We start from the raw sequence: 26,017 nt of genomic DNA, 5'->3' as shown, positions 1-26,017 counted from the left end.
TGCGTCGCGGCGTAACAGACGTGTGTACTTTTATTTCCGAGGTCTTATGAGAGGTCCCTGCCAGAGAATGATCCCGCTGGAACGTCGCGGCAGGCCGTTGCGGCGCGTGGCCGCGGCCGCGGCGGGCGTGGCCCTGGCCGCGCTGCTTGCCGCATGTTCGTCGACGGCCAAGCGCGTGCCGGTGCCCTATGCGATCGAGCTGCGGGCGGACCCGAAAGTGAACCAGAACGCCAGCGGCAGGCCGTCGCCGGTGCAGGTGACGATTTACGAGTTGAAGTCGGCCAGCATCTTCGAATCGCGCGATTTCTTCACCTTGCAGGGCGATGCCCACGCGGCGCTGGGCGCGGAGCTGCTGAACGTTGACCAGGTGATCCTGAAGCCGGGCGAGACCAAGGTGGTGCAGTACCCCGGCAATGCCGAGGCGCGCGTGGTGGGCGTGGTCGCGGCCTACCGGGAACTGGAGCAGAGCAAGTGGCGGCTGCTGGTGGCCCTGCCGGAGGCGCAGAACACCAACATCTATAAGGTCTGGCAGTTTTCACCGAACGAGGAGACGGTGAAGGTCGCGGTCAAGCGCGACGGACTGGAGGAAGTGGACCGCAGCCGTTCGTGGTGGCCTTTTTAAAACATAGAGAACCGGACATGGTGAGCAGAGACAAGGTGATCTGGTCGGAGGGCATGTTCCTGCGGCCCCAGCATTTCCAGCAGTTCGAGCGCTACATGATGCATGCCGCGCAACAGCGCGCGGCGGCGGTCCAGGGCTTCTTCTGGGGGTTCAGCCAGCTGACGTTGGACCGCGACGCCCTGGCGGTCGGCAAGGTGGCGTTGACGCGGGCGCAAGGCGTCATGCCGGACGGCACGCCTTTCGATTTCTCGCATCCCGACGCGGCGCCCGCGGCGTTCGAGGTGCCGGCGCAGACCCATGGCGCGCGCGTCGTGCTGGCGCTGCCGCGCATGCGTCCCGGCGCCAGCGACGTCATCTACGAAGGCGAAGAGGACACGCTGGCGCGTTACCTGGTGCACGAGGCCGAGGTGGAAGACAGCGGCTCGGTCGCGCTGGAGCCTGTGTTGATGCAGCTGGGCCGGCTGCGGCTGCGCCTGATGCTGGAGGACGATCTCACCGACGACTGGCTGGGCCTGGGCATTGCGCGGGTGGTGGAGCGCCGTTCGGACAACCGGGTGGTGCTGGACGAGGGCTACGTGGCGCCGTGGCTGGCGGCGGGCGAGCACCCTGTCCTGCGCGGCTTTGTCGACGAGTTGCAGGGCCTGCTCGACGCGCGCAGCGAGGCGCTGGCCTCGCGCCTGTCGCAGCCGGGGCGCGGCGGCGTGTCCGAGGTGTCCGATTTCATGTTGCTGGAGACGGTCAACCGATACCTGGGGGCCCTCTGGCATGCGCGCCAGCATCCCGCACAGCATCCGGAGCGGCTGTTCCACGATTGGCTGATGCTGGCCTGCGACCTGGCCACCTTCACCTCCGCCACGCGGCGGCCGGGCGTGTTGCCTGGCTATGCGCACGATGACCTGCAGGGCAGCTTCACGCCCTTGATGAACGAGCTGCGCCGCTCGCTGTCGGCCGTGCTGGAGCAGCGCGCCCTGCAGATTCCGCTGCAGGACCGGGGGCAGGGCGTGCGCGTGGCGCAGATCCAGGATGCCGAGCTGTTGCAGTCGGCCGGCTTCGTGTTGGCGGTGCATGCGGACCTGGGCGTGGAGACCGTGCGCTCGCGTTTTCCGGCCCAGGTCAAGATCGGCCCGGTGGAGCGCATTCGCGACCTGGTGCACCTGCAGCTGCCGGGTGTGGCCGTGCGCGCGTTGCCGGTGGCGCCGAGGCAGATCCCGTACAGCGCGGGACACGTTTACTTCGAATTGGACAAGAGCGGCGAATTCTGGAAACAGCTGGAGCGCACCGGCGCGCTCGCGCTGCATCTGGCGGGCGACTTTCCCGGGCTGACGATGGAGTTCTGGGCGCTGCGCGATTGAGCGCGGCCGAACCAGGCGGAGACAACTATGCATGCTTCGGATCACACCCTGTCCGGCCCTCCCGGCGGCATGGGCGATGGCGCGGCCGCCTCGGCAGGCCGGCTGCGGCCTCACGATTACGTCATCAGCGGCGCCAATCCACTGGTGGCGGCGGCCAACCCGCTGCTGGACCTGATCCCGCAGATCCGCGCGACGGCGGCCCATCCTTCGCCCGCGATGTTGCGCGAGCATCTGCTGGACGAGGTGCGGCAGTTCGAGCTGCGCGCGCAGCAGGCGGGCATCCCCAACGAGACCATCCTGGGCGCGCGTTATTGCCTGTGCACCGCACTGGACGAGGCCGCGGCGCTGACGCCGTGGGGCGGAGGCGGCGTGTGGTCGGCGCACAGCCTGCTGGTCACCTTCCACAACGAAACCTGGGGCGGCGAAAAATTCTTCCAGCTGCTGGCCAAGCTGTCGCAGAACCCGGCGCAGCACCTGGATCTGCTGGAGTTGCTCTACTACTGCCTGCTGCTGGGCTTCGAAGGCCGCTACCGCGTGATCGACAACGGCCGTTCGCAGCTGGAGACCTTGCGCCAGCGGCTGCTGCGGATCCTGCGGGGCGCGCGCGGCGACTACCCGCTGGCGCTGTCGCCGCATTGGCGCGACGAGCCCGCGCAGACGCCTCTGCGCCGTCTGCCGGTGCCGCTGTGGGTGTTCGGCGCGCTGGCCGCCGTCCTGGCGCTGGCGCTGTATTGGGGCCTGGGCTGGCGGCTGGGCAGCCAATCGGATCTGGTGTTCGCGTCCATCGCCAAGCTTCGTCCGCCCACCGTGCAGATCGCGCCGACGGCGGTGAAGCGGCCCGCGCCTGCGCCGCGGCTGGCGGTATTCCTGGCCCCGGAGATCCGCGATCAGCTGGTGAGCGTGCGCGACGAAGTGGATCGCAGCGTGGTGGTGCTGCGCGGCGACGGCGTGTTCGAGTCGGGCGCCAGTTCGGTGCGCGACCAATACCTGCCAGTGCTGTCCCGCGTGGCCGACGCCCTGCGCGAAACGCAGGGCAGCATCCTGGTGCGCGGCTATTCCGACAACACGCCGATGCGCAGCGCGCGCTTTCCCTCCAACTGGCATTTGTCCCAGGCTCGCGCGGACGCAGTCAAGGACATGCTGGAGCAGCGCCTGGGACAGACCGCGCGGGTGCGGGCGGAGGGCCGCGGCGACGCGGATCCCGTCGCGCCCAATGACACGGCCGCCGGCCGCGCCTTGAACCGGCGGGTGGAGATCACGGTGCTGGTGCCGCCGGTGACGCAGGAGCAGGGCGGACAAGGAGGCCAGGAATGATCTACCGGTTGTTTGGATGGTTCTTCAGCCGCCGCGTGTGGAACTTCCTGGGGCTGGTGGCCCTGGCGGTGCTGATCTGGATCGCGGGGCCGCTCATCGCGATCGGCACGGTGCGTCCGCTGGAAAGCGAGACGGTGCGCATCATCGTCATCGTGGCGATGTTCGCGATCTGGCTGCTGCGGCTGTTGTGGCGCAAGTGGCGCGAAGGGCGCTTGAACGCGCAGCTGCTGAGCCAGTTGCGGCGGCCGCGGCCCAAGGAAAAACCGGCCGAGCAGAACACGGAGACTGACGAGATACGCCAGCTGGAGGCGCGCTTTCACGAGGCGGTCGAACTGCTGCGCAAGACGCGCTTCGAAAACCGCGGCAGGCGCGGCGCGCTGGACAGGTTTTCCAAGCAGTACCTGTATCAGCTTCCCTGGTACGTGATCATCGGCGCGCCGGGCGCGGGCAAGACCACCGCGCTGGTGAACTCGGGGCTCAATTTCCCGCTGGCCGAGCGTTATGGCAAGGTGGCGCTGCGCGGCGTGGGCGGCACCCGCAATTGCGACTGGTGGTTCACCGACGATGCCGTGCTGCTGGACACGGCGGGCCGCTACACCACGCACGAAAGCGACCCTACCGGGGACGAGGAAGAGTGGCGTGGTTTTCTGCGCCTGCTGAGCAAGTACCGCGGCCGCCAGCCCATCAATGGCGCGATGCTCACGGTCAGCGTCGAGGACCTGCTGTCGGCGTCGGACGCCGAAAGGGCGCAGCATGCGGCGGTGCTGCGGCGGCGGCTGCAGGAACTGCGCGAGCAGCTGGGCATTGCGTTCCCGGTCTACGTCCTGGTGACCAAGACCGATCTGTTGTCGGGCTTCGAGGAGTACTTCGCGTCTTTCAGCCGCGAAGAGCTGGCGCAGATCTGGGGCTTCACGCTGCCCTATGCGCGCGCACAGGAACCGGACTTCGATCTGTACGAGGCGTTTCATGCCGAGTACGCCTTGTTGCAGCGGCGCCTGGACGATGCCCTGCCTGAAGTGGTGGCGGCCGAGAGCGATCCGGCGCGGCGCGCGCTCGCCTACATGCTGCCGCAGCAGTTCGCGGGCCTGCAGGCCATCCTGGGCCATTTCCTGAGCGATGTCTTCGCGACCTCGAAGTTCGAGGCGCGCGTCATTCCGCGCGGCGTCTATTTCACCAGCGGCACGCAGGGCGGCGAGACCTTCGACCAGGTGACGGGCCACCTGAAGCGCTACCTGCGCATCGACGGCGGCGCGGCGCCGGCGGCCAGCGTGCCCGGCGAGGCCGAGGGCCGCAGCTACTTCCTGAAGAACCTGCTGCAGGACGTCATCTTCCGCGAAGCGGGTTTGGCGAGCCGCAACCTGCGCTGGGAGCGCCGCTACCGGCAGCTGCACTGGGCCGGGTACGGGCTGGTGACGGCGGCGTTCCTGGCCTTGATCGGGGGCTGGGCGATCAGCTACCGCAACAACTCGGACTACGTGGAAGAGGTGGCGCGGCGCGTGCCCGCGGTGGAGAAGCTGACGCGCGAGATCAAGATCACGCGCACGGGCGACCTGCTGGGCCTGATGCCGTTCCTGGACAGCCTCTGGTACCTGCCGCAGCACGAAGGCTTCGACATCGACCGGCCGCCGCTCAGCTATCGCTATGGCCTCTACCAGGGTCAGAAGCTGCAGGCGGCGGCGCAGGGCGTGTACGGCAATACGCTGGACCAGGTGCTGCTGCCGCAAGTGGCGCGGCGCGTGGAGACCGCGCTGCGCGACGCCTCGGCCAGCGACCTGGAGTATTCCTACGAGGCGCTGCGGGCCTATCTGATGCTGTACGAGGCCGACCGCTACGACGCGGAATTCATGCACGCCTGGCTCTTGTCGGACATGCAGGCCACGCTGCCCGAAGGTTATACGCGGCGCCAGTACGAGCAGCTGTCGCTGCACCTGCGCAACCTTACGCAGAGCCACGTGCTGGCCTCGCCGTTTCCGAAGGACGATGCGCTGGTGGCGCAGGCGCGCGAGAAGCTGGCGCGCTACACGCTGGCGCAACGGGCCTACAGCCGCTTGCGCCGCACGCTGGCCAATGCCGACGCCACGCCGGAGAACACCGTGGTGACGCTGGGCGGCGCCCAGGCCAGCGCGGTATTCGTGCGCAAGAGCGGCAAGCCGCTAAGCCAGGGCATTCCCGCGCTCTACAGCTACCGCGGTTACTGGGACGTTTTCAACAAGCGCGTCACCGGCGTGGCCGAGGTCCTGCGGTCAGACGATGCGTGGATCCTGAACATTCCGCTGCGCGGCCAGCTGGACCAGGCGGCGCAGCGGCAGCTGGTGGCCGACATCAAGCGGCTGTACATGAACGACTACGTGGCGCAGTGGGACGGCTACCTGAACGATCTGCAGCTGGCGCCCAGCAAGTCGCTATTGCAGAACATCCAGATGGCGCGCACCTTGTCGGCGCCGGAGTCGCCACTGGTGCAGCTGGTGCGCGGCGTCGCGCGCGAAACTTCCCTGCTGCGCGATACCGGCAAGGACGACCGCTCGCTGGTCGATCAGGCGCGCGACCGGGTCAGCAGCACGCGCGAGGCGCTGGAGCAGATGTTTGGCCCCACCGGCCCGGGCGCGGCCATGCGGGCCGATGCCTCGGACGAGAAGCTGGAGCGCATCGTGGACCAGCATTTCGAGCCCTACCGGCGCCTGGCGCAGGGCGAGGGCGCGGCGGGCACGAGCTCGCCGATAGCCGCTACGACGGGTCTCATCAATGAGCTCTATACCTACCTGACCGCGGCGGACGCGGCCTTGCGCAGCGGCAGCCCCGCGCCCAGTTCGGACTCGGTGACGAAGCTGCGCGCCGAGGCCGGACGCTTGCCCGGACCCTTGCGCGGCGTGCTCAACGACCTGTCCGTGAACGCGTCCGGCGAAGTGTCGGACGTGGCCCGCGCACGCATGGGCGAGACCGTGTCGGCCACCATCGGCATGTTCTGCGGCCAGTCCGTGGCGGGACGCTATCCGTTTTCCAGCCGTTCGGCGCGCGACGTGGCGCCCAACGACATGGCCCGGCTGTTCGGGCCCAGCGGCCTGATGGATGACTTCTTCCAGAAGAACCTGGCGAACCAGATCGACGTGTCCGGCCAGCGCTGGCGCTTCAAGCCCGGCATCGACGGCAAGTCGGGAGAGAACTCCGCCACGCTGGACGCATTCCAGCGCGCGGGGGTCATCCGCGACGTGTACTTCATGGCGGGCAATCCCATGCCGTCGTTCCGCGTGGCCATCCGGCCCGTGGAGATGGACGCGGGCATTACCCAGTTCGTGATGGACGTGGACGGCCAGGCGGTGCGCTACGCGCATGGCCCGCAGGTGGCGACCACGGTGCAGTGGCCCGGGCCGCGCGGCAGCAACCAGGTGCGCATCGAGCTTACGCCGCAGGAAGGGGCGGCGGGCATGACCACGTCCGGTCCCTGGGCGCTGAACCGCATGCTGGATCGCGCCCAGTTGCGGCGCGGCGCGACGCCGGAGGTCACGCTGGCCACATTCGATCTGGGCGGGCGCAAGGTGGTGCTGGAGATTACCGCCAGCAGCGTCAAGAGCCCTTTCCATCTGGCCGAGATGCAGGCCTTCGCCTGCCCGGGCGCGTCGTGAACAGGACATGGACATGGAGCTAGGAGTGGAACGTGGGCGTGTAGGCTGGTACGGCAAGATTCCGGCGGCGGGCGACTTCGTGCACCGGCGCCTGCCGCGTGAGCTGATTACCTGGTGGGATCGCTGGCTGCAGTTCGGGCTGGCGGCGCTCAAGCAGGCGCCGGATGCCAATGCCGCGCGCGGCTTCGCGTCGGCGCCCATCTGGAATTTCGCGATCCCCGCCGGGCCGGGCGCGGGCGTGGCGCAGCTGGGCTGCATCACGCCCAGCCGCGACCGCGTGGGCCGCGGCTATCCCCTGTGCGTCGTCATGGCTTTGCCGCCCGCGCAGTACCACAGCAGCATCCTGGACGGCGCCGGCGACTACTACCGGCAGGTCGGCGCCAGCATGCTGGCGGCGGTGCGCCATGGCTGCCCGGCGGAACAGTTCGACCGCAGCCTGCAGCAGGTGCGCACGCCGGCCGCGGCGCCGAGCGCGTCCGCGCCGCCGAGCGCGTCCGCGCCGCCGGGCGGCAACGACATCATGGACATCCTGAGCGCGGGCCGCGAGCCGGATTCCGCGCCCCTGGCGCGTCGCGCGCTGGGCGCCTGGCCCGATCTGCCGTTCTGCTTCAACCCCAGTTCCCACACCAGCTATTGGTGGACCAACCAGGCGGACGGCGCGGCGTTGCAGACCTATGTGCATGGCGGCGCGCTGAACGCCACGCTGTTCGCGAGATTGTTCTCGTCCCTGCCTACCTGGCATCCCTGAACCTGTCGGAGGACCGCGCATGCTTCAATCTTTCGCTATGCCGCAGGGGCCGGGCGTGGCCGGCGCCGCGTCCGCGCGCCTGGACGATGTGCTCCGCCTGCCGCCCGGGCCGCGGCGAGAACGGGAAATCCTGCGCCTCGTGGCCGGCTTGTCCGCCGCCCTGGCCAGCCTGCACGAGACGGGCCGCGCGCGCGGCGACATCAGCCCCGGCGCCGTGGCCGACGACGGGACGGGCGGCGCCATCCTGGCGCAAGCTCCCGCCGCGATGCCGGACGATGAAGACGCCGTCCGGCACGCCGGCTACGCGGCATTCGAACAGTACACGGACGATCCTGCCTATCCCTGCGGCCCCTGGACCGACGTGTACGGCCTGGCGGCGCTGGCGCGCTTCCTGGCGACGGGAGAGGCCCCGCCGGACGCTCTGGCGCGCCGCGTGCGCGACGACTACCTGCCCTTGGAGGAATGGCAACCGGGCGCCTATGGCGCGGCGTTCTGCGCCGCTGTCGATGGCGGCCTGGCGCAGCCGGCGCATGCGCGGCCGCGCACGGCGATGGCGCTGGCGGAGGCGATGGGGGCGCTGGCGCCGCCTGTGCCTGCGCAGCCCGCGCCTGCACCTGTGCAGGCTTCAGCGCCTGTGTCGAATTCAGCGCCTGCTGTGCCGACGTCAGTACCTGCATCGGCGCCACCGCCACTGCCGCTGACGCTGCCGAACCTGGATCTGGACTCGGACTTGGACTTGGTCCCGGATCTGTCCACGCCCTCCCTGATGGCCGCAGCGGCCGCGGACGAACTCGCCGAGCCGCCGCCCGCAGGCGACCGCCTGACCGCGATGCGCTCGGAGCATTCCGCGCGGGGGCGGCGCGTCCTGCCGTTCGCGCTGGCGCTGGTCCTGCTGGGCGCGGCGGGCGGGTATGCGTGGTTCCGGTCGGCGCAGCCGAACGTGCAACTGGCTGGTGCGCCGCAGGCTCAGCCCGCGCCGACGTCATCTCCTGCGCCCGCTACGGCCACGCCTGCCGCGCCCGCCGCCGCGGACAAGCCGGCGCCAGGGCCGACGGCCGCGCAGGAACCTACGCCCGCGTCGGCACCAGCATCGACTTCCGCGCCTGAGTCCTCTATCGCTCCCGAGTCCGTGCCTGCATCCACACCCGAGCCGACAACGACACCCACACCCGCGCCCGCAGCCGCGGCGGCTTCCGCCGAACCCGGGCCGCGTGTGGCATCGGAACTGGCGCCTGGGGTTGCGCCCGGCGCGTCCGAGCCCGTCGCCCAGACGCCACCGCCGCCAGCCCCACCCGTAACCGTGAGCGTGGCCGTGCGTCCTTGGGGAGAAGTGCTGATCAATGGCCGTTCGCGCGGAGTGAGCCCGCCGTTGCGGGAGCTATCCCTGGCGCCGGGCCGCTACCAGGTCACGCTGCGCAATGCGTCGGCGGGAGACCATCGCATGACGCTGACGGTGACGGCGGGCCGGCCGGCCTCGATCGTGCACGAGTTCAAGTGAAGAAGATTGCCTGCGGCGCTGGCGCGGCGCGGCGGCCATGGGGCAAGCCCGTCAGGGCAGGGTGGATTCGCCCTTGAGCAGGTCGTCCAGCGTTTCGCGCTGGCGCACCACGTAGTACTTGTCGCCGTCGACCATGGCTTCCGCCGCGCGCGGGCGCGCGTTGTAGTTGCTGGCCATGGCCATGCTGTAGGCGCCCGCTGATTCCACCGCCAGCAGGTCGCCTTGCTCGATGGCGAGCTTGCGTTGCTTCGCCAGCCAGTCGGCGCTTTCGCAGACCGGACCGACGATGTCGTAGACGGTTTCATCGCCCGCGCGCGGACGCACCGGGCGCACGCCGTGGAAGGCCTCGTACAACGCGGGGCGCAGCAGGTCGTTCATGGCGGCGTCGACGATGGCGAAGTTGCGCGCCTCGGCATGCTTCAGGTACTGGACCCGCGTGAGCAGCACGCCGGCGTTGCCCACCAGCGAGCGGCCCGGTTCCAGCACCAGGTGCAGATGGCCGAAGCCGCGCGCGTTCAGGCGTTCAAACACGCGGTCGAGCAAGGCCTGGGGCGAGGGCGGGGTTTCATCCGTATAGCGGATACCCAGGCCGCCGCCCAAGTCCAGATGGGCGATCTTGATGCCGGCCTGGTCCAGCTTTTCGATCAGGTCGAGCAGTTTTTCCAGCGCGTCGAAGTAGGGACTGATGTCGGTGAGCTGTGAACCGATATGGCAGTCCACGCCCATGATTTCCAGGCCCGGCAGCGACTGGGCGCTGCGGTAGACGTCCAGCGCCGACTCGATGGCGATGCCGAACTTGTTTTCCTTCAGGCCGGTGGAAATGTAGGGGTGCGTCTGCGCGTCGACGTCGGGATTCACCCGCAGCGAGACGGGCGCGCGCAGGCCCATGTCCTGGGCGATTTCCGACAGCTGGCGCAATTCCGCTTCGGATTCGACGTTGAAGCATTTGACCCGCGCCGCGAGCGCGGCGCGCATTTCCCAGGCCTGTTTGCCCACGCCGGAAAACACGATCCGCGACGGGTCCGCGCCCGCCGCCAGGGCGCGCTTGAGCTCGCCGCCGGAAACGATGTCGAAGCCGGCGCCCAGGCGCGCGAATTCCTTCAGGACGGCCAGGTTGGAATTGGCCTTCATGCCGTAGCAGACCAGCACCGGATGCTGGCCGACGGCGTTGCGGTAGGATTCCCAGGCGGCCTTGAGCGCGGCGCGCGAGTAAACGTACAGCGGCGTGCCCAGCTTGTCGGCCAGGTGATCCAGCGGCACGTCCTCGGCGTACAGGACATTGTTGCGGAACTGGAAGTACGGATGTCCGGCCAGTTCAGGCTGCGCGGGGAATCGGGAAGTCATGGAAGCGTGGGCGCCGGCGGTATCGGCATCCGTTGCTGTTGTTGCTGTTGCTGCGCGGGCGACGGCGGCTTGCCGTCGGGCGTGGGCATGTACAGGGGGCCTTTGTACCCGCACGCCGCAACCATGCCGGTCGCCGCCAGCGTGGCTACAATGCGAAGGACCATGCGGCTGAATGCCAAGTGGAACACTGGGAACTCCTAATTCTTGCAGGCTCGATTATGACCGAATCCGAATTTCTTGCGTTGATCGACCAGGTGCTGAACAGCATCGAAAGCCAGGCCGATGACTGGGCGGCTTCGCTCGACGTCGACGTCGAAACCAGCCGCAGCGGCAACGTGCTGACGATGGTCTTCGAAGACAATACCCACGTGGTGGTGAACAGCCAGGCCGCCATGCAGGAGCTGTGGGTCGCGGCGCGCAGCGGCGGTTTCCACTACCGCTACGACGGCCAGCATTGGAACGATACCCGAGGCGGCCCGCAATTGCCGGACGCCTTGTCCCAGATCTGTTCGGCGGCTGCCGGCGTTCCTGTCACGATACGCCTGTAACCGCGGCAAGGCCGCGGCAAAAAAAGGCCGGCCCATTGGGCCGGCCTTGTCATTTGTGCCTTAGAACGGGATCTTCTGCGACCAGGGCGCGTTGCTCTGCGTGCCGACGCCCGGCGCCACCTTGATCCGGGTTTCCTCGCTGGTGCTGCCGTTCAGACCGTTGAGGAATTCACCCAGCGTGTCGGCTTCGGGCAGGCCCAGGCGGGCGACCGCCTGACCCGGCGGGAATTCCGAGAAGTAGAACTCGCCGTTCTCCACGATCAGGCCGTCGGGACGGGGGCGCGGCTTCTCTTCGGGCACGCCCTTGAGCACCGATTGCATGTAATCGACCCAGATCGGCATGGCCACGCCGCCGCCGGTTTCGCGCGAGCCCAGCGATTTGGGCTGGTCGAAGCCCAGCCACGCGGTGGCGACCAGCGAGGGGGTGTAGCCGGAGAACCAGGCGTCCACGGATTCGTTGGTGGTACCCGTCTTGCCGGCGATGTCATTGCGCTTGAGCAGGACGCGGGCGCGCGCCGCGGTGCCGTAGGTGGCCACGCCGCGCAGGATGTCGTCCATGACCCAGGCGGTGCGCGGATCGATGGCGCGGGCCGCGGCGTCGCCCGCCACGACCGGCTTGGACTGCATGATGACCTTGCCGTTGCTGTCGGTGACGCGGTCGATCAGGTAGGGCGTGACGCGGTAGCCGCCGTTGGCGAACACCGAGAAGGCGCCTGCCAGCTGCAGCGGCGTGACAGAACCCGCGCCCAGGGCCAGCGGCAGCACGGCCGGCTGGCGGGCCTTGTCGAAGCCGAAGCGGGTCAGGTAGTCCTGCGCGTACTGCGGGCCGATGGCCTGCAGGATACGGATCGACACCATGTTCTTGGACTTGTACAGGCCCTGGCGCAGGGTCAGCATCGGTTCGTACTGGTTGCCGTAGTTCTTCGGGTTCCAGGCCTTCGAACCGGTCTGCGCGGCCGTCAGTTCAAACGGCAGGTCCGAGATCTGCGTGGCCGGCGTCAGGCCGCGTTCCAGCGAGGCGGCGTAGATGAAGGGCTTGATGTTCGAGCCCGGCTGGCGCCAGGCCTGGGTCACGCGGTTGAAGTTGCCGCGGTAGAAATCGAAGCCGCCGACCATGGCGCGGATGGCGCCGTCCTGCGGCGACAGCGCCACGAACGCCGCCTGCACCGAAGGCAGGTTGATGATTTCCCAGTTGTCGCCGAACTTGCGGATGTAGACCACCGAGCCGCGCTTGATGCGCTGCTCGGGCTTGGCCTTGTCGTTGAGCGCGCGCGCCACGACGCCCAGCACCTTCTTGTCGGTGACGGTGATGATTTCGCGCGAGCTGCGCGCCAGCTTCACTTCGGTGGGGCTGGCCGACAGCACCAGCGCGGTGAGCAGGTCGCCGCTGTCGCTGAACTTGTCGAACACGCCGTCCAGGAATTCGTCGAGCGCCTGCGGGTTGTTTTCGGTGCCCGGCGGCAGGTCGAGCTGTTCCTCGGGGCCGGGGTAGGGAGCGCGGCGCGTGTATTCCAGCACGCCTTCGCGCACGGCGCGGTAGGCCGCTTCCTGGTCCTTGGACTGCACGGTGGTGTAGATATTGATGCCGCGCGAGTAGACGTTGTCCTGGTACACGTTGAACAGCAGCTGGCGCGCCAGTTCCGCCACGTATTCGCCATGGATGGAATAGCCGCCGGCCGGCGTGCCTTCCGCCGACTTCATGACGATGGGCTGGGCCAGCGCCTGCTGGTATTCAGGTTCGGTCAGGTAGCCCAGCGAGTGCATGCGGCCCAGCACGTAGCGCTGGCGCAGTTCGGCGCGGGGGCGGTTGGCGATCGGGTTGAAGCGCGAGGGGGCCTTGGGGATGCCGGCCAGCATGGCGGCTTCGGCGGGCGTGACCTCGGACAGGGGCTTGCCGAAATAGGTGCGCGAAGCGGCGGCAAAGCCATAGGCGCGATGACCCAGGTAGATCTGGTTCATGTAGAGCTCCAGGATCTGGTCCTTGGTGAGCTCGGATTCGATCTTGAAGGTCAGCAGCAGTTCGTAGAACTTGCGCGAATAGGTCTTTTCCGACGACAGGTAGAAGTTGCGCGCCACCTGCATGGTGATCGTGCTGGCGCCCTGCGACTTCGACATGCTGATCAGGTTGGTCAGGCCCGCGCGCGCCACGCCCATCCAGTCGATCCCGCCGTGCTGGTAGAAGCGGTCGTCCTCGGCCGCCAGCACCGCGGACTTCATGACGTCCGGGATTTCGTTGAAGCGCAGCACGTTGCGGCGTTCCTCGCCGAACTCGCCGATCAGGACGCGGTCCGCCGTGTAGACGCGCAGCGGCACCCGCGGGCGGTAGTCCGTCATGGCGTTCAGGTCCGGCAGGTTGGGCCAGGCCAGCGCCAGCGCCATTCCAGCCAGCAGCACGCCGCACAGGAACAGGCCGAAGCAGAAAATGCCGGCCTTGACGAAGAATCGCAGTATCGGGGATCCGCTCTTGGCGGGCTTGTCTTTCTTGGAGGAATTCTGGGGCTTGCTCATCGCGGCGATTTTACGGGTATCTCCGGTCCCGTCTCAGCACGGGGTACCGGTTTCTGTAACAAAATCGTTCAGTGTGGTAGGCGGGCAACTGGCGGCTGATGTGATAATGCCGTCATGAACTTTTCCGCTATCTCATGTCCGGAGGCTGACCCGGACCCGGCGTCCTCCGGCGAGACGCCCGAAAACCTGCCTTGCGCGATCGAGTGCACAGGCAAGACCGTGACCCTGCCGCATGACCTGCCTGTCTTCCTGGTCGGGATGATGGGCGCGGGCAAGACGACCATAGGGCGTGGCCTGGCGCGTGCGCTGGGGCGCGAGTTTATGGACTTGGATCATGAGCTCGAGGCGCGTTGCGGCGTGCGGGTGCCGGTAATCTTCGAAATCGAGGGCGAAGCCGGTTTTCGTCGCCGGGAATCTGCCGCCTTGGAAGAGTGTACCCAACGGCGCAACATAATTCTTGCCACCGGGGGCGGCGCCATCCTGGCCCCGGAAAACCGCCAGCGCCTGCGCGAACGCGGCATCGTGGTCTACCTGCGGGCCAGCGTGGACGAATTGTTCCGCCGCACTTGCCGGGACCGCAACCGTCCCCTGCTGGCCACCGCCGATCCGCGCGGCACGCTGCGCGACCTCATGACCCTGCGGGAACCCCTCTATAAGGAAGTGGCCGACCTGGTGGTGGAAACGGGCGCCATGCCCATCCACACCCTGGTCAAGGCGCTGCTGCCGCAACTGCAAGCCTTCGAGAAGCGCATATGAACGTAGTACACGTGGACACCCCGGGCGGAAGCTACCCGATCCATATCGGCCCCGGCCGCCTGGACGTCCTGGACCAGAGCATTCCGGCCGACGCCACCGCGATCGCCGTGGTCACCAACCCGACCGTCGCCGCCCTGTACGGCGAACGCGCCGAAGCCGCGCTGGCCCGGACCGGCAAGCGCGTGCTGCGGATCGAACTGCCCGATGGCGAGGCCTACAAGGACTGGCAGTCGCTGAACCTGATCTTCGACGCGCTGCTGGGCAACCGGCTGGACCGCCGCTGCGTGCTGGTGGCGCTGGGCGGCGGCGTCATCGGCGACATGACCGGCTTCGCGGCCGCGGTCTACATGCGCGGCGTGCGCTTCCTGCAGGTGCCCACCACCCTGCTGTCGCAGGTCGATTCGTCGGTGGGCGGCAAGACCGCCGTCAACCACCCGCTGGGCAAGAACATGATCGGCGCGTTCTACCAGCCGGTCGCCGTCGAGATCGATACCGACGTGCTGAATACGTTGCCGGCGCGCGAAGTGTCCGCGGGCCTGGCGGAAGTGATCAAGTACGGCCTGATCCTGGACCCGGCCTTCTGGTCCTGGTGCGAGGAAAACGCGCAGAAGCTGCGTGAACTGGAGCCCGCCGCGGTCGCCTACGCCATCCGCCGCTCCTGCGAGCTGAAGGCGCAGGTGGTGGGCAAGGACGAACGCGAGTCCGGCCTGCGCGCCATTCTCAACCTGGGCCACACCTTCGGCCACGCCATCGAGTCCGGCCTGGGCTATGGCGCCTGGCTGCACGGCGAAGCCGTGGGCTGCGGCATGGTGCAGGCCGCAGAACTATCCGCCGACGTCGCCGGCTTCGACCGCGCCGACGTGGCGCGCGTGCGCGCCCTGGTGGCCGCCATCGGCTGCCCCGTGGTGGCCCCCGACCTCGGCGCCGACCGCTGGCTGGACCTGATGCAGGTGGACAAGAAGACGGAAGGCGGCTCGATCCGCTACGTGCTCATGCCCCGCATCGGCGAGGCCATGACCCGGGCAGCCCCCGACGACGCCGTGCGCGCCGTCCTGGCCCGCACCACCCAATAGACCCGCTGGAGACGGTGTTGCAGATGAAAGAACTGGCTTCCTATGCATCCCACCCGTCTCAATCGCGCGGGCGGGCCTACGCCGAGCCGCCGCCGGAGAATCGGACGGAGTTCCAACGCGACCGGGATCGCATCGTCCATTCCGGCGCGTTCCGGCGCCTGGAATACAAGACCCAGGTCTTCGTGAACCACGAAGGCGACCTGTTCCGCACCCGCCTGACCCACAGCCTGGAAGTGGCCCAGATCGCGCGCACGCTGGCGCGCAGCCTGGGCCTGTCCGAGGACCTGACCGAAGCCATTTCGCTGGCGCATGACCTGGGCCACACGCCCTTCGGCCATGCCGGCCAGGACGAGCTCAACGCCTGCATGCGGGAACTGGCGCCCGAGGCCGGCGGCTTCGAGCACAATCTGCAGAGCCTGCGGGTGGTGGACGAACTGGAAGAACGCTACGCGGACTTCAACGGCCTGAACCTGTGCTTCGAAACGCGCGAGGGCATCCTCAAGCATTGCTCGGCCGCGCATGCGCGCCAGCTGGGCGACGTCGGCCAGCGTTTCCTGGACCGCACCCAGCCTTCATTGGAAGCGCAGCTGGCCAACCTGGCGGACGAAGTCGCCTACAACAACCACGACATCGACGACGGACTGCGCTCGGGCCTGATCACGCTGGAACAGCTGAAGGAAGTCTCGATCTTCGAGCGGCACCACGCCTACGTGCTGGAAAAATATCCCGGGCTGGCTCCGCGCCGCGCCGTGGCCGAGACCATACGCCGCATGATCAACACGCTGATCGTCGACTTGACGACGACTTCGCTGGCGCGCATCCGCGAGTTCGCGCCCGCCACCGCCGACGACGTGCGGCGCGCGCCGCCGCTGGCGACGTTTTCGCCCGACATCCGGCGCGAGGCCGACGAACTGAAGAAATTCCTGTTCGACAACCTGTACCGCCACTACCGCGTGCTGCGCATGACCACCAAGGCGCGACGCATCGTGCGCGAGCTGTTCGCCGCCTTCCTGGACGATCCGCGCCTGCTGCCGCCTGATTACCGCCGGCCGGCCTTCAACGAGCAGGCCCGCGCCATCGCCGACTACATCGCGGGCATGACCGACCGCTACGCCATCCGCGAGCACAAGCGCCTGTTCGAGATGGCTTGAGGCGCTGCGCCCGCGACAGCGCGGGCGCGTAACCACCGCTCAGTCTCAGCCGGCCAGATAACGCTGCGTCAGCAGCACCCAGTAGGCCGAGCCCACGGGCAGGCTGTGGTCGTTGAAGTCATAGCCCGGGTTGTGCACCATGCAGGCGCCATGCCCGCTGTTGAAGCCTTCCGCCGAACCGTCGCCATTGCCCACCAGCAGGTAGGAGCCGGGCACTTCCTCCAGCATGAAAGCGAAGTCCTCGCTGCCGGTCAGCGCCCGGGTCTGGAGTTCCACCTGCTCGGCGCCCACCAGTTCCACCGCCACCTGGCGCGCGAAATCGGTTTCTTCCCTGGTGTTCACCAGCACGGGATAGCCGCGGCCGTAGTCGATGGTCGCGCGCACCTGGTAGCTGGCCGCCTGGCTGTGGACCAGTTCGGTGATGCGCGCCTGCAGCGTGTCGCGCACGCCGCGGTCCAGCGCGCGCACGCTGAGCTTCAGCGTCGCGGTCTGGGGGATGACGTTGTTGGCGCGGCCCGCATTGAATGCGCCGACCGTGATCACCGCCATGTGCAGGGGATCGATGTTGCGGGCGACGATGCTTTGCAGGCCCAGCACGATGGCCGCGCCGGCGACGACCGGATCGGCGGCGCAATGCGGCATGGCGCCGTGTCCGCCCACGCCCTCCAGCACGATGGTGACGTTGTCGGACGAGGCCATGGCGGCGCCGTCGCGCAGCAGCAGGCGGCCTTGCGGATGGCCCGGCATGTTGTGCATGGCGAAGATGGCGTCGCAGGGATACTTGCTGAACAGCCCGTCCTCCATCATGCGCTTGGCGCCGCCCAGGCCTTCTTCGGCGGGCTGGAAGATCAGGTTGAGCGTGCCGTCGAAGCCGCCATGTCTGGCCAGGTGATGCGCGGCCGCCAGCAGCATGGCGGTGTGGCCGTCGTGGCCGCAGGCGTGCATGATGCCTTCGTTGCAGCTGGCGTGATCCAGGCCCGTGGCTTCCTGGATGGGTAGGGCGTCCATGTCGGCGCGCAGGCCCAGGCGCTTGCCGCCGCTGCCGCGGCGCAATTGCCCGACCACGCCGGTGCCGCCCAGTCCGCGTTCCACTTCATAGCCCCATTGCGTCAGGCATTGCGCCACCAGGTCGCTGGTGCGGAATTCCTGGAAGCCGAGTTCGGGGTGGCGGTGGATGTCGCGGCGAATCGAGACGAATTCATCGGCCTGGGCGGTCATGGCCTGCAGAACGGGATGCATGTCGGGTAGGTCCTGGAGTCGGGTCACTGGTTGCCGGCCAATTTCACATGGCTGGAAATTTCGCGGAAACGCTCGGTTTCGGCGCGGTACATGGCGTCGGCCTGTTCCGCGCTCATGGGGGCGGAGACCTCGATGTTCTGGTAGGCCAGGCTGTCCTTCACCGCGGGATCCTGCATCGAGGCATTGAGCGCGGCGTTCAGGCGCGACACCACGTCCTGCGGCGTGTCGCGCTTGACGAAGTAGCCGGTCCAGGTGGTGAAGTTGAAGCCCTTGAGCAGCTTGCCTTCGTTGACCGACGGCACGGCCTTGAGCGAGGGCAGCTGGCTGCGCTGCGGATCCAGGTTGGCCAGCAGCTTGATGCGGCCTTGCTCGGCCAGCGCCACTTGCTGCTGCGATAGCGGCAGGATGGCCAGGTCCACCTGGCCGCCGCCGATGTCCTGCATCAGCGGAGCGCCGCCCTTGTACGGCACGTGCATCATGTTGGCGCCGATGGTGCGCGCCAGATGTTCGCCCAGCACGTGGTAGAGCGAGCCCACGCCCACGCTGCCGAAGGTCAGCGGCTGCGTGGCCGAGCGCGAGCGCGCCAGCGCGACCAGTTCGTCGGCGTTGTTGGCGGGCAGGTCGGCGCGCGCCACGATCACCAGGGGCGCCATACCTATCATCTGCACCAGGCGGAAATCCTCGCTCTTGAGCTTGACCGCGGGGTTGGCGATGGGCGAAAGAATCAGTTCGTTGGGCGAGCCCTGGAACAGGTAATAGCCGTCGGCCTTGGCCGACAGCACCTTCTGCGCGCCCAGCGCGCCGCTGACGCCGCCCAGGTTTTCCACAAGCACGGGCTGGCCCAGCTGCTTGGACACGGGCGAGGCCACCACGCGGGCGATGGAGTCGGACGCGCCGCCGGCGGGGTAGGGCACCATCATCATGACGGGCCGGTCGGGATAGTCTGCGGCCCGGGCGCTCTGACCCAGCAATGCCGCGCCCAGCGCCAAGGCACAACCGGCCAGGCGCAGGCCATTGGAAAGCATGCTCACGAAATTCCCCTTGGAATGGATATAGGCGTGATCCGCATGCTAGGGACAGGCCTCGCTAGTTGTCTAACGAATTGTTATTCTGGAAGCTAGAAAAAAAACTCATAGTTAAACGGGGACCCGGGCATGAATCTGAAGCAGCTCGAACATCTGCTGGCGGTGGCCGAGGCAGGATCCTTCAGCCGCGCGGCCGAACACCTGCACCTGACCCAGTCGGCGCTCAGCCGCAGCATCCGCTTGCTGGAGGATGACCTGGGGGCGCGGCTGCTGGACCGCATGGGCAAGCGCACCGAACTGACGCCGCTGGGCCTGACCGTCGCCAACCGCGCGCGGCGCATCCTGTTCGAATCGGGCGAGTTGCGCCGCAGCGCGGAACTGCTGACCCAGGGCGACCGTGGCAGCATCAGCATCGGTCTGGGGTCGGGGCCGGGCGTCATGCTCATGACGCCGCTGCTGGCGCACGTGGCGCAGCACTATCCGCAATTGCGGCTGGACGTGATGCGCGGCTCGCCCGAGGCGCACCTGGCGTTGTTGCGCCAGCGCCGCCTGGATGCGCTGGTGGTCGATACGCGGGGCATCGTGCCCGCGGCCGACCTGCGCATCGAACCCATATCGGAAATGCGCGCCGGCTTCATCTGCCGCCGGGGGCACCCACTGGCCCAGACAGGGCGGCCGGCGCGCTTCGCGGACGTCGCGGCCTATCCCCTGGCATCCACGTTCCTGGCCGCCGACACCGTGCGCATCGTGGTCGACCATTTCGGCGTGGAGGCCGACCCGCAGACCTGGATGCGTCTGCGCTGCGATGAAATCGGCAGCGTGCTGGAAGCGGTGCGAGTGTCGGATGCGGTGTTTCTGGGCATCGTGGGCGCGGCGCGGGTCGGCATCGCCGCGGGCGAGCTCACGGAACTGCCTACCGACCCGCCGCTGCGCAGCCACGCGCTATTCGCGATGGTGACGCTGACGGGCCGCACCGAGGCGCCGGCGATGACGCTGGTGCGCGACTTCGTGGCGCAGCGCCTGCGCGATTGAACGCGCAGATTGAACGCATCGCCTGCACGCGCTTCAGCGGTGCTTGCGGTAGGGCTCGTCCTCGGGCACGAAGGTGGCTTCCGCCAGCGCGTCGCGGATCCATTCCTGCATGGCGGGCAGCGCCAGCACCGCGTCCATGTAGTCGCGCACCGGGCCGGTGGCTTCGATGCCATAGGTGGTGAAGCGCGAGACCACCGGCGCGAAGAAGGCGTCGGCGATCGAGAACTGGCCGAACAGGAACGGTCCGCCCTGGCCGAATTCCGCGCGCGTGTCGCGCCAGAGGGCTTGCAGGCGCGCGATGTCCTGTTGCGCGGCCGCGGGGACGTCGATGTCGGGCAGGCGCGCTTCGACGTTCATGGGCAGCGCCTGGCGCATCGCGCCGAAGCCGCTGTGCATCTGCGCGGCGAGCGAGCGTGCGCGGGCGCGGGCGCGCACATCCTGCGGCCACAGGCGGGCTTCGGGATGGCGTTCGGCCAGGTACTCGCAGATCGCCAGCGTGTCCCAGATCGCGAATTCGCCGTCCAGCAGCACGGGCACCAGGCCCGCGGGCGACACCGCGCCCACGCGACGCGAGAATTCCTCGGTGAAGAAGCCGAGCTTCTGTTCGGTGAAGGGTATGCCCGCCGCGCGCAAGGCGATCCATGGACGCAGGGACCAGGACGAGTAGTTCTTGTTGCCGATGATCAGGGTGTACATGCGGCGATCCTTTCTAGTCGTTGATCTGACGATGATTCAGGTGCTGGTTCAGCGGCGCAGCAGCTTGCCCAGGTATTGTCCGGTGTGGCTGGCGGCCGTGCCGGCCACGTCTTCCGGCGTGCCCTGCGCCACCACGCGGCCGCCGCCGTCGCCGCCTTCGGGGCCCATGTCGACCACCCAGTCCGCGGTCTTGATGACGTCCAGGTTGTGCTCGATGATCAGCACCGTATTGCCACTGTCGACCAGCTGGTTCAACACTTGCAGCAGCAGTTCGATGTCGCGGAAGTGCAGGCCCGTGGTGGGCTCGTCCAGGATGTAGAGCGTGCGGCCGGTGCTGCGCCGCGACAGTTCCTGCGACAGCTTCACGCGCTGCGCTTCGCCGCCCGACAGGGTGGTCGCGCTCTGGCCCAGGCGGATGTACGACAGGCCCACGTCGATCAGCGTGTGCAGCTTGCGCGCGATGGCCGGCACGGACTCGAAGTATTCCAGCGCCTGCTCCACCGTCAGGTCCAGCACTTCGCTGATGTTGCGGCCGCGATAGCGGATTTCCAGTGTTTCGCGGTTGTAGCGCTTGCCGTGGCAGACGTCGCAAGGCACGTACATGTCGGGCAGGAAGTGCATTTCGACCTTGACCACGCCGTCGCCTTGGCAGGCTTCGCAGCGTCCGCCCTTGACGTTGAAGCTGAAGCGCCCCGGATCGTAGCCGCGGGTGCGCGCTTCCGGTACGCCCGCGAACAGCTCGCGGATGGGCGTGAACAGGCCCGTGTAGGTCGCGGGGTTGCTGCGCGGCGTGCGGCCGATGGGGCTCTGGTCCACGCTGATGATCTTGTCGAAGTTCTCCAGCCCCTGCATCGACACGTAGGGGGCGGGTTCGCTCTGCGCGTGGTGCAGCTGGCGCGACACGGCGACCGCCAGCGTGTCGTTGACCAGCGTGGACTTGCCCGATCCGGACACCCCGGTCACGCACACCAGGCGGCCCGCCGGGATGCGCAGGTCCACGTCCTTCAGGTTATTGCCGCTGGCGCCCGTCAGGGTGAGCCAGGCCAGTTCGTCCGTGACGGGGCGGCGCTGCGGAATGGCGATGGCGCGCGCGCCGCTGAGGTACTGGCCGGTCAGCGAATGGGGATCGCGCTGCACGGTTTCGGGATCGCCTTGCGCCACGACCTCGCCGCCATGCTCGCCCGCGCCCGGTCCCATGTCCACGACCCAGTCGGCCATGCGGATCATGTCTTCGTCGTGCTCGACCACGATGACGCTGTTGCCGAGATCGCGCAGGTGCTGCAGGGTGCCGATCAGCCTGTCGTTGTCGCGCTGGTGCAGGCCGATCGAGGGCTCGTCCAGCACGTACATCACACCGGTCAGGCCCGAGCCGATCTGGCTGGCCAGGCGGATGCGCTGCGCCTCGCCGCCGGAAATCGTATCGGCGCTGCGGTCCAGCGACAGGTAGTTCAGGCCGACGTTGTTCAGGAAGCTCAGGCGCGCCTCGATCTCGCGCACGATGCGCTGCGCGATCTCCTGTTTGGCGCCGGTCAGGTTCAGGTCGCGGAACCAGGCCAGGCAGGTCGACAGCGGCATGGCCTCGACCTCGTAGATGGCCTGGCCATGGCGTTCGCCGCCGCGCGGATCGTGGCCGATCAGCACGTTGCGCGCCTCGGGCCGCAGGCGCGAGCCGCCGCAGTCCGGGCAGGTCTTGATGTTGCGGTACTTGCCGAGCTCTTCGCGCACGGTGGCCGAATCGGTCTCGCGCCAGCGGCGCTCCAGGTTCGGGATCACGCCTTCGAAGGTATGGCGCTTGACCGTGCTGCGGCCCTTCTCGTTCAGGTAGAGGAACGAGATCTCTTCTTCGCCGGAGCCGTACAGCACCTTGTCGCGCAGCGCTTCGGGCAGGTCCTCGAAGGGCGCCTCGATATCGAATTCGTAGTGCGCCGCCAGGCTGGTCAACAGCGAATGGGTGAAGGCGTTGCGGCGGTCCCAGCCGCGGATGGCGCCGGCCGCCAGGCTGAGTTCGGGGAAGGCGACCACCCGCTTGGGGTCGAAGAAGCCGACCTGGCCGATGCCGTCGCAACTGGGGCAGGCGCCCATGGGGTTGTTGAAGCTGAACAGGCGCGGTTCCAGCTCGGGCAGGCTGTGGCTGCACACCGGGCAGGCGTAGCGGCTGGAGAAGACCTGTTCGCGCCCGCTGTCCATGTCCAGCGCCAGGGCGCGGCCTTCGGCCAGCTGCAGCGCGGTTTCGAAGCTTTCCGCCAGGCGCTGCTTGCTTTCGGGCTTGATGCGCAGCCGGTCGATGACCACGTCGATGTCGTGCTTCTCGGTCTTCTTCAGCGGCGTCATGCCGTCGATTTCGGTCAGCTGGCCGTCCACGCGCAGGCGCACGTAGCCCTGCGCCTGCAGGCTGGCGCATTCGTCCTCGAAGCTGCCTTTCTTGCCGCGGGCGATCGGCGCCAGCACCGCCAGGCGGGTCTCGGGCGTCCAGGACAGCACCGCGTCCACCATCTGGCTCACGCTTTGCGCCTGTAGCGGCAGGCCGTGGTCCGGGCAGTAGGGCGTGCCGACCCGCGCGTACAAAAGGCGCAGGTAGTCGTGGATTTCGGTGATGGTGCCGACGGTGGAGCGGGGGTTGTGGCCCGCCGCCTTCTGCTCGATGGAAATCGCCGGGGACAGGCCCTCGATCAGGTCCACGTCCGGCTTGTCCATCAGCTGCAGGAACTGGCGGGCGTAGGCGGACAGGCTTTCCACGTAGCGGCGCTGGCCCTCCGCGTACAGCGTGTCGAACGCCAGCGAGGATTTGCCCGAGCCGGACAGGCCGGTGACCACCACCAGCTTATGGCGCGGCAGGTCCAGCGAGACGTTCTTGAGATTGTGGGTGCGCGCACCCCGAATGCGTATGGTCACGTCTATCGGGCTCTTTTAAGCGGTTTCAAAGGCCAACTTGGTACTATAGCGCGCCGAATCCCCCCGCGTTCGGGGCAGTAGTTCAGCCTGGATAGTCCCGGGGGCGGCGCCGCACCGCCAGATCAGACCGTGAGCGTGTGACAGCACGCGCGCGAGCAGCCCTAGTCATCGTTGAATTTTCCGCATGCAGGCAGATACCAAACTGAAATTGACCCCGTCGGAACGCCGCGCCAGCGTGGCGCTGGCCGGCCTGTTCGCCGCGCGGATGCTGGGGCTGTTCCTGTTGCTGCCCGTGTTCGCCGTGGCCGCGGCCGGCATGCCGGGCGGGGACGATCCCGCCCGCGTCGGCCTGGCGCTGGGCATGTACGGCCTGACCCAGGCATTCATGCAGATCCCCTTCGGCCTGGCGTCCGACCGCTGGGGCCGCCGCCCCGTGGTGCTGTTCGGCCTGCTGCTGTTCGTGGCGGGCAGCATCGTCTGCGCGCAGGCGTCGGACGTCTACTGGATCACCATCGGCCGCGCCATCCAGGGCGCCGGCGCCATTTCCGCGGCGGTCACCGCCTGGCTGGCCGATTCCACCCGCGACGAGGTCCGCACCCGCGCCATGGCCATGGTGGGCGGGTCGATCGGCCTGTCCTTCGCCGTTTCTTTGGTGCTGTCGCCCGTGCTGGTGGGCTGGTGGGGCCTGTCGGGCCTGTTCTGGACCATCGCCTGCCTGGGCGTGGTCTGCCTGGCCGTGGCGCGCTGGGTCGTGCCCGTGGTGCCGCTGACCCATGCCCGCACCATGCAGGCCGCCCGGCCGCGCGAAGTCCTGACCCATACCGACCTGCTGCGGCTGAATTTCGGCGTGTTCGTGCTGCACCTGATCCAGGTGGCGCTGTTCGTGGTGGTGCCGGCGCTGCTGGCCAAGGTGGGCGGGCTGGACGCGCGCGAGCTCTGGAAGGTCTACCTGCCGGTCATCCTGGTGTCCTTCGTGCTGATGGTGCCGGTGGTGTTCGTGGCGGAAAAGCGCCGCGCCCATCGCGGCGCCTTGCGCGCCGCCGTCGCCGGCCTGGTGCTGGTGTGTGCCTTGCTGCCCGCGGCCAGCCACGGCTTCTACACCCTGGCCGCCGCGCTGACGGGATTCTTCGTCGCCTTCAACGTGCTGGAAGCCTTGCAGCCTTCGCTGGTGTCGCGGGTGGCGCCCCAGGCCTACAAGGGCCTGGCGCTGGGCTTCTACAACACCGCCCAGGCCGCCGGCCTGTTCACCGGCGGCGCGCTGGGCGGCTGGCTGGCCGCGCATTCCGGTTCCAGCGCCGTTTTCATGGCCGCCGCAGCGCTGTCGGCCATCTGGCTGGCCGTGACCTGGGCGCTGCGGCCGCTGCCGGCGCCGGAGGGCCGGGCTTCGGCCCGCGCAGGCTGAAACGGTGGGGATCCCGCCCCGAAAAGCGTCCAACAGCGGCCAAAATCGCCGCGCCAGGGTGGCTGGCTTTGTCACATCCTGGTTTGGCGCGGCGGGCGCTTTTCGTCGATAATACGCATCAAATCAGGGCTTCACTCAGGGTTCCACCCGGCGTCGCCGGTCATCGTTGCGGTGACCGGCGTGTTTCATGAAGCCGGTCTTCAACATCGCTTTTATGTTGTTGCCGGCGCGTCCGCGGCAACGCACACGCAGGCTGTCAACAACAGAGGGACAACGGCATGGCATCGGTTAACAAAGTCATACTCGTGGGCAATCTGGGACGCGACCCGGAAGTCCGCTACAGCCCCGAAGGGGCGGCAATCTGCAATATGTCCATTGCCACCACCTCCACCTGGAAAGACAAGGCTTCGGGCGAACGCCGCGAAGAAACGGAATGGCACCGCGTCGTCATGTACAACCGCCTGGCTGAAATCGCCGGCGAATACCTGAAGAAGGGCCGCTCGGTCTACATCGAAGGCCGCCTGAAGACGCGCAAGTGGCAAGACAAGGACACCGGCGCTGACCGCTACAGCACCGAAATCGTTGCCGACCAGATGCAGATGCTGGGCGGCCGCGAAGACGGCGGCGGCGGTGGCGCAAGCTACGGCGGTGGCGGCGGCTACGACGACGCGCCCGCGCGCGCGCCGCAGCAGCGCGCCCCGGCCCAGCGCCCGGCGCCCCAGCAGCGTCCGGCTCCCGCAGCGGCTCCGGCCAGCAGCGGCGCCAACCTGGCGGATATGGACGACGACATTCCGTTCTAAACCGCCAGTCTGCAAGAGGCCTGCGCACGAACCCGGTAGATCATTGATTTACCGGGTTTTTTTATTGTCCGTGGGCAGCGTGTTGTCAGGTATCCGGGAGGACATTCATGCAGGCCTGGGGGGATTCCGGCGGGCTCGGAGCGGCAGTGGGCTGTTGTTGGAATCATCTTGTTTCATAAAAAGCCCTTGCGCTATCTACCTAGTAGTAGATAAGATTCATCCATCGACGCAGCAAACCAAACCCCCGCCGACGTCGAAACCAGAAATACAGTAGGACCGCTTTTTTATTTCACGATGACTCCAGCCCGGCACTTCGCTGGACTGCGCTGAAGCTGGATACAGCAGGTTTATCAATAACTTACGCGCGTCCATCATATGCCGGTGCTTTCTGAAACCT

At 67.9% G+C, this 26,017-nt stretch carries 20 protein-coding genes; 13 read left to right on the top strand and 7 right to left on the bottom strand.

The features are described 5' to 3' along the window. Positions 1-67 precede the first annotated feature (67 nt). The 6 genes from tssJ to HWY37_RS20100 are packed head-to-tail and all read left to right on the top strand — an operon-like array spanning position 68 to position 9,154. The gene (tssJ, locus tag HWY37_RS20125; RefSeq protein WP_176089713.1) at positions 68-622 is read left to right on the top strand and encodes a type VI secretion system lipoprotein TssJ; all 555 of its coding nucleotides are present in this window, start codon (positions 68-70) and stop codon (positions 620-622) included. A 17-nt stretch (positions 623-639) separates the two neighbouring features. After that, complete coding sequence (tssK, locus tag HWY37_RS20120; RefSeq protein WP_176089712.1) at positions 640-1,974, top strand: type VI secretion system baseplate subunit TssK; 1,335 nt, start codon at positions 640-642, stop codon at positions 1,972-1,974. Positions 1,975-2,001: 27 nt separating this feature from the next. Further along, positions 2,002-3,288, top strand: a complete 1,287-nt coding sequence (locus tag HWY37_RS20115) for a DotU family type VI secretion system protein (RefSeq protein ID WP_175205465.1) — start codon at positions 2,002-2,004, stop codon at positions 3,286-3,288. Then, positions 3,285-6,908, top strand: a complete 3,624-nt coding sequence (gene tssM, locus HWY37_RS20110; RefSeq protein ID WP_176089711.1) for a type VI secretion system membrane subunit TssM — start codon at positions 3,285-3,287, stop codon at positions 6,906-6,908. Before HWY37_RS20115 ends, tssM begins: the two co-directional genes overlap by 4 nt. A gap of 13 nt (positions 6,909-6,921) precedes the next feature. Beyond that, positions 6,922-7,656 (top strand): type VI secretion system-associated protein TagF, encoded by a 735-nt coding sequence (tagF, locus tag HWY37_RS20105; RefSeq protein WP_176089710.1) that lies wholly within the window; start codon positions 6,922-6,924, stop codon positions 7,654-7,656. A gap of 19 nt (positions 7,657-7,675) precedes the next feature. Beyond that, positions 7,676-9,154: a serine/threonine-protein kinase gene (locus HWY37_RS20100; RefSeq protein WP_176089709.1), complete on the top strand. Its 1,479-nt coding sequence runs from the start codon at positions 7,676-7,678 to the stop codon at positions 9,152-9,154. Positions 9,155-9,205: 51 nt separating this feature from the next. On the opposite strand, the gene lysA is transcribed toward HWY37_RS20100, so the two are convergent. Continuing rightward, a complete protein-coding gene (gene lysA / locus HWY37_RS20095) occupies positions 9,206-10,498 on the bottom strand; it encodes a diaminopimelate decarboxylase (protein ID WP_176089708.1) in 1,293 nt (430 codons plus the stop codon). Further along, entirely contained in the window at positions 10,495-10,623 is a 129-nt protein-coding gene (gene lptM / locus HWY37_RS20090) for an LPS translocon maturation chaperone LptM (protein WP_246302363.1), read from the bottom strand. Before lptM ends, lysA begins: the two co-directional genes overlap by 4 nt. A gap of 93 nt (positions 10,624-10,716) precedes the next feature. Here lptM and cyaY point away from each other — a divergent pair, with 93 nt between their 5' ends. After that, positions 10,717-11,046 carry an iron donor protein CyaY gene (gene cyaY / locus HWY37_RS20085; protein ID WP_175205471.1) on the top strand — a complete coding sequence of 110 codons (330 nt, stop codon included), beginning with the start codon at positions 10,717-10,719 and terminating at the stop codon, positions 11,044-11,046. 60 nt (positions 11,047-11,106) lie between these two features. On the opposite strand, the gene HWY37_RS20080 is transcribed toward cyaY, so the two are convergent. Continuing rightward, a complete protein-coding gene (locus HWY37_RS20080; protein ID WP_175205472.1) occupies positions 11,107-13,554 on the bottom strand; it encodes a penicillin-binding protein 1A in 2,448 nt (815 codons plus the stop codon). 114 nt (positions 13,555-13,668) lie between these two features. On the opposite strand from HWY37_RS20080, the gene HWY37_RS20075 reads away from it, so the two are divergent. Genes HWY37_RS20075 through HWY37_RS20065 form a run of 3 tightly spaced genes read left to right on the top strand, consistent with a single transcriptional unit; the run spans position 13,669 to position 16,534 of the window. Beyond that, positions 13,669-14,310, top strand: coding sequence for a shikimate kinase (locus tag HWY37_RS20075; RefSeq protein ID WP_175205473.1), 642 nt, complete (start codon positions 13,669-13,671; stop codon positions 14,308-14,310). Continuing rightward, complete coding sequence (aroB, locus tag HWY37_RS20070; protein ID WP_175205474.1) at positions 14,307-15,383, top strand: 3-dehydroquinate synthase; 1,077 nt, start codon at positions 14,307-14,309, stop codon at positions 15,381-15,383. Before HWY37_RS20075 ends, aroB begins: the two co-directional genes overlap by 4 nt. 23 nt (positions 15,384-15,406) lie before the next feature. Beyond that, on the top strand, positions 15,407-16,534 hold the full coding sequence (locus HWY37_RS20065) for a deoxyguanosinetriphosphate triphosphohydrolase (RefSeq protein ID WP_246302362.1): 1,128 nt from the start codon (positions 15,407-15,409) through the stop codon (positions 16,532-16,534). 45 nt (positions 16,535-16,579) lie between these two features. On the opposite strand, the gene HWY37_RS20060 is transcribed toward HWY37_RS20065, so the two are convergent. Both HWY37_RS20060 and HWY37_RS20055 read right to left on the bottom strand, forming a co-directional pair. Next, positions 16,580-17,773 carry a M20 aminoacylase family protein gene (locus tag HWY37_RS20060; protein WP_175205475.1) on the bottom strand — a complete coding sequence of 398 codons (1,194 nt, stop codon included), beginning with the start codon at positions 17,771-17,773 and terminating at the stop codon, positions 16,580-16,582. Positions 17,774-17,796: 23 nt separating this feature from the next. Further along, positions 17,797-18,798: a tripartite tricarboxylate transporter substrate binding protein gene (locus HWY37_RS20055; RefSeq protein ID WP_176089800.1), complete on the bottom strand. Its 1,002-nt coding sequence runs from the start codon at positions 18,796-18,798 to the stop codon at positions 17,797-17,799. Between the two features lie 129 nt (positions 18,799-18,927). Here HWY37_RS20055 and HWY37_RS20050 point away from each other — a divergent pair, with 129 nt between their 5' ends. Next, a complete protein-coding gene (locus tag HWY37_RS20050) occupies positions 18,928-19,830 on the top strand; it encodes a LysR family transcriptional regulator (RefSeq protein ID WP_176089707.1) in 903 nt (300 codons plus the stop codon). A gap of 33 nt (positions 19,831-19,863) precedes the next feature. On the opposite strand, the gene HWY37_RS20045 is transcribed toward HWY37_RS20050, so the two are convergent. Beyond that, complete coding sequence (locus tag HWY37_RS20045) at positions 19,864-20,526, bottom strand: glutathione S-transferase family protein (RefSeq protein ID WP_175205477.1); 663 nt, start codon at positions 20,524-20,526, stop codon at positions 19,864-19,866. A 48-nt stretch (positions 20,527-20,574) separates the two neighbouring features. Further along, on the bottom strand, positions 20,575-23,418 hold the full coding sequence (gene uvrA, locus HWY37_RS20040; protein ID WP_420872207.1) for an excinuclease ABC subunit UvrA: 2,844 nt from the start codon (positions 23,416-23,418) through the stop codon (positions 20,575-20,577). 184 nt (positions 23,419-23,602) lie between these two features. On the opposite strand from uvrA, the gene HWY37_RS20035 reads away from it, so the two are divergent. Then, entirely contained in the window at positions 23,603-24,820 is a 1,218-nt protein-coding gene (locus HWY37_RS20035; RefSeq protein ID WP_175205478.1) for an MFS transporter, read from the top strand. Between the two features lie 278 nt (positions 24,821-25,098). Next, positions 25,099-25,620, top strand: a complete 522-nt coding sequence (ssb, locus tag HWY37_RS20030) for a single-stranded DNA-binding protein (RefSeq protein WP_176089706.1) — start codon at positions 25,099-25,101, stop codon at positions 25,618-25,620. The last annotated feature ends 397 nt before the right edge of the window (positions 25,621-26,017 follow it).

Origin of the sequence: Achromobacter anxifer (assembly GCF_903652925.1) — a bacterium.
Taxonomy (GTDB): Bacteria; Pseudomonadota; Gammaproteobacteria; order Burkholderiales; family Burkholderiaceae_B; genus Achromobacter; species Achromobacter anxifer.
Note: the sequence above shows the minus strand (reverse complement) of the source record. Positions and strands in the feature narration are given on the sequence as shown.